The organism is Spirillospora sp. NPDC029432 (assembly GCF_040703975.1).
In the GTDB taxonomy this organism is placed as follows: domain Bacteria; phylum Actinomycetota; class Actinomycetes; order Streptosporangiales; family Streptosporangiaceae; genus Spirillospora.
Window position 1 is genome coordinate 1 of sequence record NZ_JBEZWH010000129.1, and the last position, 9549, is coordinate 9549.

Sequence of the window (9549 nt, forward strand, 5' to 3'; positions counted from 1 at the left end):
CATGATCGGCGATCAGCTTCTTGAAGGTGCGCGTCAGCCGGTCCGGAGCCATCGGGTCACCGTTGAGGCAGGTGAAGACGTACCCGCTGTCGCGGCGACGGCGTCACGGTGTGCCGCGAGATCCGCTCGGCCATGCCCGAGGTCGCCTGCCTCATGCTGACCTCGTTCGACGACGAGGACGCGCTGTTCGACGCCGTGATGGCCGGGGCCGCCGGGTACGTGCTCAAGCAGATCCACGGCTCGGACCTGGTCGGCGCGGTGCGCACCGTCGCCTCCGGCCAGTCGCTGCTCGACCCCCGCTCCACCGCCCGGATGCTGCAGCGCATCCGCGAGCGGCAGGAGCGCAGCGACCCGCTGCAGGCCCTCACCGGCCAGGAGCGCCAGATCCTGGAGCTCATCGGCGAGGGGCTGACCAACCGGCAGATCGGCGCCCGCATGTACCTCGCCGAGAAGACCGTGAAGAACTACGTCTCCAGCCTGTTCGCGAAGCTGGGGATGCAGCGCCGCACCCAGGCCGCCGCGTACGCGACCCGGCTCAAGGCCGGGGCCCCCAAGGGCCGGGACCGGGAGTGACCGTCCGCCGCCGGGCGCGCGCGGGCCCCTAGGGACCTTCGACTCTGTCCGGCGGAGCGGGCGGGCGCGACGCTGGGGGCGTGACGACGACGACCGCCGCCGGCCCGCCGTACCGGCTCACCGCCGCCCAGGTCGCGAGCGACCTGGGCACCGACCCCGACCGCGGGCTCGGCGCCGAGGAGGCCGCCGCGCGGCTGGCCGGGCACGGGCCCAACACCCTCCCGGCGGCACGGCGGCGGGGCCCGGCGCTGCGCTTCCTCCTGCAGTTCCACAACCCGCTGATCTACGTGCTGCTGGTGTCGGCGATCATCACCGCCGCCCTGGGCGAGCACGTCGACGCCGCGGTGATCCTGGGCGTGGTGATCGTGAACGCGGTCGTCGGGTTCGCCCAGGAGGCGCGCGCCGAACGGGCGCTGGCGGCGCTCGCCGCGCTGACCCGCACCACCGCCACCGCCGTCCGGGACGGCCGGCCGGCGCGGGTGCCGTCGGCCGGCCTCGTCCCCGGGGACGTGGTGATGCTGGAGGCCGGCGACAAGGTCCCGGCCGACCTGCGCCTGGTCCGGACCGCCGGGCTGAAGGTGGACGAGTCGGCGCTGACCGGCGAGTCGGCCCCGGTCGCCAAGGACCCGGCGCCCCTCGGCGAGGCCGTGCTCGCCGACCGCCGCAACATGGCCTTCTCCGGGACGTTCGCCACCTACGGCACCGGTACCGGCATCGTCACCGCCACCGGCGCCGGCACCGAGATCGGGCTGGTGCACCGGCTCGTGGACCAGGCGACCTCCGTCCGCACGCCGCTGACCCGCAAGATCGCCCGCTTCGGCCGGGTGGTCACCGCGGCGATCCTCGGGCTGGCGGCCGTCACGTTCGCCGTCGGGGTGCTGCGCGGGCAGCCCGCCGCGGAGACGCTGACCGCCGCCGTCGCCCTGGCGGTCGGCGCGATCCCCGAGGGGCTGCCGGCGGTCGTGACGATCACGCTGGCGTTCGGGGTGGCGCGGATGGTGGGGCGCGACGCCATCGTCCGCCGCCTCCCGGCGGTGGAGACGCTCGGCGGCACCACCGTCATCTGCACCGACAAGACCGGCACGCTCACCCGGAACGAGATGACCGTCACCGGCATCGCCGCCGGCGGGCACCTGTACGAGGTGACCGGCATCGGGTACGCGCCGCGGGGCGAGATCAGGTCGGCCGGCGCGCCGGCCGACCTGGCCTCCCTGCCGGCGGTCCGCGCCTGCCTGCTGGCCGGGCTGGCCTGCAACGACGCCCGGATCACCGAGGGCGGGGGCGGGCTGGTCGGCGACCCGACCGAGGGCGCGCTGGTCGTCAGCGCGGCCAAGGCGGGCATCACCGAGGTCCCCGAGCGGCTGGACGCGATCCCGTTCAGCTCCGAGCGCCGGTACATGGCCACCCTGCACGCGGGCGGCGACGTCTACGTCAAGGGGTCGGTGGAACGGATCCTGGCCATGTGCGACGCGCAGCTCGGCCCGGACGGCGAGCCCGAACCCCTCGACGCCGGCGGCGTCACCGAGATCGCCCACGCCTACGGCGACCAGGCCCTCCGCGTGCTCGCCCTCGCCCGCGCCGCCGTCGACCCGCCGGCCGACCGGCTCGGCGGGCTGCCCCGCCTGGTCTTCCTCGGGCTGCAGGCCATGCACGACCCGCCCCGGGAGGAGGCGGTGCGCGCCGTCGCCGCCTGCCGGACCGCCGGCGTCCAGGTCAAGATGATCACAGGGGACCATGCCGCCACCGCCCGCGCCATCGGCGAGCGGATCGGCCTGCGCGGCGGCGTCATGACGGGCACGGAGCTGGCCGCCCGCCCCGACGCCGAGCTGCCCGGCGCGGTCGAGGAGACGGCCGTGTTCGCCCGGGTCTCGCCCGAGCAGAAGCTCCGCCTCGTCCAGGCCCTGCAGAGCCGGTCGCACGTCGTGGCGATGACCGGGGACGGCGTCAACGACGCGCCCGCGCTCAAGCAGGCCGACATCGGGGTGGCGATGGGGCGCGGCGGCACCGAGGTCGCCAAGGAGGCGGCCGACATGATCCTCACCGACGACGACTTCGCGTCCATCGAGGCCGCCATCGAGGAGGGGCGCGGCGTCTTCGACAACCTGGTGAAGTTCATCGTGTGGTCGCTGCCCGCCAACATCGGCCTGGGGCTGGTGCTGATGGCGGCGATCCTCGGCGGCGGCGAGCTGCCGATCCTGCCCGTCCAGGTGCTGTGGCTGAACATGACCGCCGTGCTGGTGCTCGGGCTGCCGTTCGCCGTCGAACCCCACGACGAGGACATCATGCGGCGCCCGCCCCGCGACCCGTCCCTGCCGCTCGTCACCCGCGCGCTGACCGCGCGCGTCCTGCTGGTCTCGGTGATCCTGCTCGCCGGCGCGTTCGGCCTCTTCCACTGGGAGCAGGCCGCCGGCGCGTCCCTCGCGCAGGCCCGCACCGTCGTGGTGAACGTCTTCGCCGCGACGCTGCTGGCCTACCTGTTCAACTGCCTGTCGCTGGACCGGCCGCTGCTGTGGGGCGGCGTCCGCCGCAACCCCTGGGTCGGCGCGGGCGCGCTCGCCCTCATCGCCGTCCAGGCCCTCTACACGTACGCGCCCGTGATGAACGACGTGTTCCGCTCCGCGCCGCTCCCCGCCCCGGCCTGGGCCCGCATCGCCGCCGTGGCGGCCGTGGCGTACGCGCTCGTCGAGCTCGCCAAGCGGTGGTCCCGCGGAGCGCCCGGCCCGCGGATCGGGACGCCCGTCCCCGGCGCGGGAGCCGCGGGGCGGGAGTCCTGAGGCCGATGCGACTCGACCACGGCGGGCTGGAGATCCTCGGCATCGAGGAGTGCCGGGCGCTGCTCGCCGCCGCCCCGCTCGGCCGCGTCGTCTTCACCGACCGGGCCCTGCCCGCCGTCCAGCCCGTCGGCTACGCCTTCGCCGGCGGGCACGTGATCATCCGGACCTACGCCACGTCCCGGCTCGCCACCGCCCTCCGCGACGCCGTCGTCGCGTTCGAGATCGACGACTACGACGCCGCCGCCCGTTCCGGCTGGTCCGTCGTGGTCGTCGGCACCGCCCGGGCGGTGACCGACCCGGCCGACCTGGCCGGCCTGCGCGCCCTTCCCCTCCATCCCTGGGCGCCCGGGGAGCGCGAGCACTACATCCGCATCGACCCCCGGATCGTCTCCGGCCGCCGCACCCGGTGAGGGGACGCGGGACCTAGGTCCCGGCACCGCCGCTCCGTTCGCCCCTGATCCCGGGGCCGCGAGCGGAGTTGAGTGAGGGACGTGAGGAAGAGCGCGCCGACGGTGCCGCGGGAGCCGCGGCCGCCGGCGCGGTGTGCTCGCCGGACCGCTGGATCGAGGGGAGTTCTGCCGTGACCGCACCGGCGATGGCCGCGGAGTTCGACGACGTCGCCGGATGGACGGCCGAGGCCGTCGAGGGCCTCGGCCCGCTCGGGCGGCGGCATGCGATCCCGGCCGCCTGCCGCGGCAGCGCCAGCCCGGCCGCGCTGGCCTGGCTGGCCGAGGCGTGCGAGCTGGCGGCCGGGACCCGGCTGCTGGACGTGGGGGCCGGAGCGGGCGGCCCGGCCGCCTGGGCCGCCGAGCGCTTCGGCGTCCGGCCGGTCCTGCTGGAGCCGATGCCGGCCGCGTGCCGTGCCGCCGCCCGGCTGTTCGGCCTGCCGGTCATCACCGCCGACGGCCGGCGCATCCCCCTGCGGACCGCGTCGATGGACGCCGCCTGGTGCCTGGGCGTGCTGTGCACGCTCCAGGACAAGGCCGCGCTGCTCGGCGAGATCCACCGGGTGCTCAAGCCCGGCTCCTCCCTGGGCCTGCTGGTGGTCGTCGCCCGCGGGCCGCGGACCGCCCCGGCCCCGGCCGGCAACCATTTCCCCACTCAGCCGGAGCTGACCGCGCTGCTCCGCGCCGCCGGCTTCGAGCCGGTCGAGCGGATCGAGCACCCCGGCGGCACCCCGCGGTCCTGGTCCCGGCGCGCCGAGCAGGTCGCCGCGATCGTCGCCCGCCGCCACCGCGCCCACCCCGCCTACGCCCTGGCGGCCGAGCAGGACGCGCGCTTCGCCCGCCTGTTCGCCACCGGCCAGATCTCGACACGGCTGATCCACGCCGTCAGCCGCCCGGCGACCGTCCACGTCACGCATGGAGGAACGATGACCACCCCGACCGGCGACCACGAGTTCCTGCACGAGTTCGAGACCGAGGTCCAGGCGGAGCTGAGCATGGCCGAATCCAGCCTCCCGCAGGAGGCCGCGGCGCTGCCGCCCTCCGAATGGCTGTACGACCCCACCGACGTCGAGCGCGACGAGATCGGCCTCCGCGACCTCCTCGGCGCCGCCGAGGCGCTCGAAGAGGACCCCCGCTCCGACGGGAACACCTGAGCACGCGTCCGCGGGCCGCCCCTGCCCCGAGCACCGAGATCCCCAGTCTTCAAGGAGTACGAGCATGGACGCTTCCGAGCGGCGGACCGCGGCACCGGTCCTGGTGATCGGCACCGGCGGCGCCGGGCTGCGGGCCGCGATCGAGCTGGCCGAACGCGGTGTCGGCGTGCTGGCGGTGGGCAAGCGGGCCAGGGCCGACGCCCACACCACGCTCGCCGCCGGCGGCATCAACGCGGCGCTGGCCACGATGGACCCGGAGGACGACTGGCGGCAGCACGCGGCCGACACCCTCCAGGAGGGCTACCTGCTGGCCGACCCGCGCACCGTGCGGATCGTGACCGAGGGCGCCGCCCGCGGCATCGCCGACCTGGAACGGTACGGGATGCCGTTCGCGCGCGAGGCCGACGGGCGGATCTCGCAGCGCTTCTTCGGCGCCCACACCTGGCGGCGCACCGCGTTCAGCGGCGACTACACCGGGCTGGAGATCCAGCGCACCCTGGTCCGGCGGGCCGAGCGGCTCGGCGTCCCGATCCTGGACACCGTCCACATCACCCGCCTGCTGGTGCGCGACGGCACGGTCTTCGGCGCCTACGGCTTCGACCTGAACGACGGCACCCGCCACGTGATCCACGCCGACGCGGTCATCCTGGCGACGGGCGGCCACACCCGGATCTGGCGGCACACCTCGTCCCGGCGCGACGAGAACACCGGCGACTCGTTCCGCCTGGCCGTGCTCGCCGGCGCCCGGATCCGCGACCCCGAACTCGTCCAGTTCCACCCCTCCGGGCTGGTCGAACCCGAGGACGCCGCCGGCACCCTGGTCTCCGAGGCGGCCCGCGGCGAGGGCGGGAAGCTGCTGAACGCCCTCGGCGAGCGGTTCATGGCGCGGTACGACCCCGAGCGGATGGAGCTGTCCACCCGCGACCGGGTCGCGCTGGCCGCGTACACCGAGATCAAGCAGGGCCGCGGCACCCCGCACGGCGGCGTCTGGCTGGACGTGTCGCACCTGCCCCGCGAGACGATCATGACCCGGCTGCCGCGCGTCCACCGGACGCTACTGGACCTGCAGATGCTCGACATCACCACCGACCCGATCGAGGTCGCGCCCACCGCGCACTACTCCATGGGCGGCGTGTGGGTGCGGCCCGAGGACCACGGCACCGGCGTGCACGGCCTGTACGCGATCGGCGAGGCCGCCAGCGGCCTGCACGGCGCCAACCGGCTGGGCGGCAACTCGCTCATCGAGCTGCTGGTGTTCGGCCGCATCGCGGGGGAGGCGGCGGCCGCCTATTCGGCCGGTCTCCGGGCCCAGCGCCGCTGCCCGGACGCGCTCGCGGAGGCGCGGCGGGAGGTGGACGGGCTGCTGGCCTGCGACGGCCCCGAGAACGTGCGGCTGCTGCAGCGCGCCGTCCGCGACATCATGACCGAGCACTGCGGCGTCGTCCGCGACGAGGCGGGGCTGCGGGCCGGGCTGGCCGGGCTGGACGCGGTCGAGGACCGCGTCGGCGCCCTCGGGATCCATCCCGACAACGCCGGCTACCAGGACCTCGCGCACGCCTTCGACCTGAAGTCCACCATGCTGGCCGCCCGCGCCACCCTGGAGGCGGCCCTGGAACGCCGCGAGACCCGCGGCTGCCACAACCGCTCGGACCACCCCGGCCTCGACCCCGCGTTCCAGGTCAACCTGGTCTGGTCGGGGCCGGGCAAGGTCGAGCGCGAACCGGTCCCGCCGATCCCCGAGCAGATCGCCTTGCTCATGCGCCACGTCTCCTCCGAAGGAAAGCTCGTGGAGTAGGCGCCCCCCGCACGCCCCCGCCACCCGGCCGCCACAGCTGAAACGAGTCACTCATGAACGACGCAGACCAGACGACGACCCCCGAATCTCCTGAATCTCCGATGACCGCCCCACTCGGTGGCGTGACGACGATCGAGAGCCTGCGCGAGCACCTCCAGTGGGCGATCGAGCTGGAGCACGCGACCCTCCCGCCGTACCTGGTCGCGCTCTACTCCCTCGACGCCGAGCGCAACCGGGCGGCCGTCGAGGTGGTCGGCGGCGTCTTCGCCGAGGAGATGCTGCACCTGGCCCTGGCGGCGAACCTGCTCAACGCCGTCGGCGGCCGGCCGCGCCTCGACACGCCCCGGATGCTGCCGCCCCACCCGCGGCCGCTCCCGCACAGCAACGGCAGCGTGGAGCTGTCGCTGGTGCCGTTCGGGCCCGAGGCGCTGGAGACGTTCCTGCGGATCGAGGAGCCCGCGCCGCCCGGCGCGCCCGCCCAGGCCGACGGCTACGCGACGATCGGGCAGTTCTACGACGCGATCGAGGAGGGGCTGCGCGGGCTGTGCGCGCGGCTGGGGGAGGGCGCGGTGTTCACCGGCGACCCCGCCCGCCAGGTCACCGACGCGCACTTCAGCCACACCGCCGGCCGGCTGATCGCCGTCGGGGACCTGGACACGGCGCTGGCCGCGCTGGACGAGATCGTCGAGCAGGGCGAGGGCACCGCCCGCGGCGAGGTCTGGGACGGCGACCCGGACGTCTTCCACCCCGAGCGGGACGAGGTCGCCCACTACTACCGGTTCCAGGAGCTGCGCGCCGGCCGCCGCTACCGGCGCGGCGACACCCCGGAGTCCGGGCCCACCGGCGAGAGGATCGAGGTGGACATGGCCGCGGTCCGCCCGATGCGGCGGAACCCGCGGCTCGCCGACCACGAGCCGGGGCATCCGGTCCGCACCGCGCAGGAGGAGTTCGCCCACACCTACTGCGCCGTCCTGCACCTGCTGGAGGAGGCGTTCGACGGGAGCCCGAGGATGCTCGCGGTCGCCATCGGCAGCATGTACGCGCTCAAGGCGCAGGCCGAGGCGCTGCTGCGGATGCCCGACGGCCCCGGCACCACCGCCGGCCCGGCCTTCGAGTACGTGCCGCCCGAGGACCGCCGCGGAAGCGTGGGCGGGGGGCGCCGCGTCGCCGTCCTGCCGGACGGGCCGTACGTCGTGTACGGCCGGGTCCCGCTGCGCCGCAAGCGCAAGATCGTCTCCGCCGAGGGCGACGCGCTGACCTGGAAGACCGGCGAGGACCTGCCGACCGAGGACACCTACGCGCTCTGCCGCTGCGGCCGCTCCGGCTCCAAGCCCTTCTGCGACGGCTCCCACGCCCGCGCCGGGTTCGACGGCACCGAGGCCGCCATCACCGCGCCGTACGAGGAGCTGCAGCACGTCCACGACGGGACCGGCATCTCCGCCCAGCGCGTCGGCGAGCTGTGCATCCACGCCGCCTTCTGCATCGGCCGCACCCGGCCCATCGCCAAGATGCTCGACGACTCCGGCGACAGTGACGTGCGCGCGGCGATCATGGGCCGGATCGACCACTGCCCCTCGGGCTCCTACAGCTACGCCCTCCGGCGCGGCGGCGACACCGTGGAGGTGGACCTGCCGCAGGCCGTCTCCGTCCTCGAGGAGGAGGACGGGCAGGCCAGCGCGCTGTGGGTCACCGGCGGGGTGCCCGTCCACCGCGCGGACGGCGAGCCCCTGGAGACCCGCAACCGGATGACCCTGTGCCGCTGCGGCCACTCCGCCGCCAAGCCGCTGTGCGACGGCACCCACCGGAAGATCGGCTTCCGCGAGGTGCCCGCGCCGGACGACCCGCGGCCGTAGCGCCGCCCGGCCGCCGGGCCGCCCGGCCGGCTAGGGGACGAGGTCGATCGCGGCCGGGATGCCCTGGCGGGTCATGCTCGCGTACGGGCACAGGCCGGCCGCCTCCGCGAGCAGCGGCGCGGCCGTCTCGCGCCCGACCCCCGGCCAGCGCACGGCGAGGGCGGCCCGCAGCAGGTACCCGCCGCCGGCGGGATCGCGGCCGACGGCCACGGCCGCCTCCACCGTGATCGGCGCGGGATCGAGCCCGTGCCGCCGGGCCACCAGGCCGAGCACGCCGTGGAACGAGGCGGCGAACCCGGCCGCGAACAGCTGCTCGGGATCGGGGCCGGCCGCGTCGCCGCCGAGCTCCTCGGGCGCCCGCAGGTCCAGGTCGAGGGCGCCGTCCGCGGAACGGGCCCGCCCGGTCGCGCGGCCGTGCGCGGAACCGCCTCCGCTCACGGTCACCCGGGCGGTGTAGATGGGCTGGAACGCGCCGTTCATGGCTGGTGCCACCGTCGGAGCTTGTCGGGGTTCAGCACGGCCCACACGGCGGTGACCTCGTCGCCGGCCGTGCTCAGGCCGACCACCGCGACCGCCCGCCCGGCCCGGCGCAGCACCAGGCCGGTGCGGCCGTTCACGGACTCGGCGGTCACGGCCGTGCGCGGCCGGCCGGACGGCAGCTCCGCGGCGAACCGGGCCACCGCCGCCGCGCCGTGCGCGGGCCGCGCGTCGGCGCGCACCTTGCCGCCGCCGTCGCTGACCACGATCGCGTCGGGCGCCAGGAGGGCCTCCAGCGCCGCCGTGTCCCCCGCCTCGCACGCCGCCGCGAACCGGCGCGCGACCCGGTCGTGCCGGGCGAGCGCGGCCGGGTCGGTGCCGCCCTGATGGGAATGGCGCCGCGCCCACACGGTGACGGGGTCGGGCGCGTGCCGGGGCCGCGGCCGGCGCGGCGGCGGGCCCCCGGGAACGGCCGGC

The 9549-nt window shown here is 75.9% G+C and carries 7 protein-coding genes and 1 pseudogene; 6 read left to right on the forward strand and 2 right to left on the reverse strand.

All coding sequences use genetic code 11. The features are described 5' to 3' along the window. Window positions 1–93 precede the first annotated feature (93 nt). From AB0881_RS41120 to AB0881_RS41145, 6 genes and pseudogenes are all read left to right on the forward strand, one after another. Window positions 94–573: pseudogene (locus tag AB0881_RS41120) on the forward strand (response regulator transcription factor); the annotation flags it as partial. 80 nt (window positions 574–653) lie between these two features. Next, the gene (locus tag AB0881_RS41125; RefSeq protein WP_366626318.1) at window positions 654–3347 is read left to right on the forward strand and encodes an HAD-IC family P-type ATPase; all 2694 of its coding nucleotides are present in this window, start codon (window positions 654–656) and stop codon (window positions 3345–3347) included. 5 nt (window positions 3348–3352) lie between these two features. Further along, window positions 3353–3757: a pyridoxamine 5'-phosphate oxidase family protein gene (locus tag AB0881_RS41130; protein ID WP_366626320.1), complete on the forward strand. Its 405-nt coding sequence runs from the start codon at window positions 3353–3355 to the stop codon at window positions 3755–3757. A gap of 170 nt (window positions 3758–3927) precedes the next feature. Continuing rightward, window positions 3928–4947: a methyltransferase domain-containing protein gene (locus AB0881_RS41135; RefSeq protein ID WP_366626322.1), complete on the forward strand. Its 1020-nt coding sequence runs from the start codon at window positions 3928–3930 to the stop codon at window positions 4945–4947. A gap of 64 nt (window positions 4948–5011) precedes the next feature. Then, window positions 5012–6742 (forward strand): FAD-dependent oxidoreductase, encoded by a 1731-nt coding sequence (locus AB0881_RS41140; RefSeq protein WP_366626324.1) that lies wholly within the window; start codon window positions 5012–5014, stop codon window positions 6740–6742. A gap of 122 nt (window positions 6743–6864) precedes the next feature. Further along, a complete protein-coding gene (locus AB0881_RS41145) occupies window positions 6865–8595 on the forward strand; it encodes a ferritin-like domain-containing protein (protein ID WP_366626326.1) in 1731 nt (576 codons plus the stop codon). A 30-nt stretch (window positions 8596–8625) separates the two neighbouring features. Here AB0881_RS41145 and AB0881_RS41150 read toward each other — a convergent pair whose 3' ends face one another. Both AB0881_RS41150 and AB0881_RS41155 read right to left on the reverse strand, forming a co-directional pair. Continuing rightward, window positions 8626–9087, reverse strand: a complete 462-nt coding sequence (locus AB0881_RS41150; protein ID WP_366626328.1) for an Ohr family peroxiredoxin — start codon at window positions 9085–9087, stop codon at window positions 8626–8628. After that, window positions 9072–9549, reverse strand: a 478-nt coding sequence (locus tag AB0881_RS41155) for a nuclear transport factor 2 family protein (protein WP_366626330.1), incomplete at its 5' end; no start/stop codon positions are given. The genes AB0881_RS41150 and AB0881_RS41155, both read right to left, overlap by 16 nt.

What these genes read in the sequence shown, in the direction of transcription:
- AB0881_RS41130 (WP_366626320.1), top strand. Translation starts at nt 3,353, where the DNA reads ATGCGACTCGACCACGGCGGGCTGGAGATCCTCGGCATCGAGGAGTGC.
- AB0881_RS41140 (WP_366626324.1), top strand. Translation starts at nt 5,012, where the DNA reads ATGGACGCTTCCGAGCGGCGGACCGCGGCACCGGTCCTGGTGATCGGC.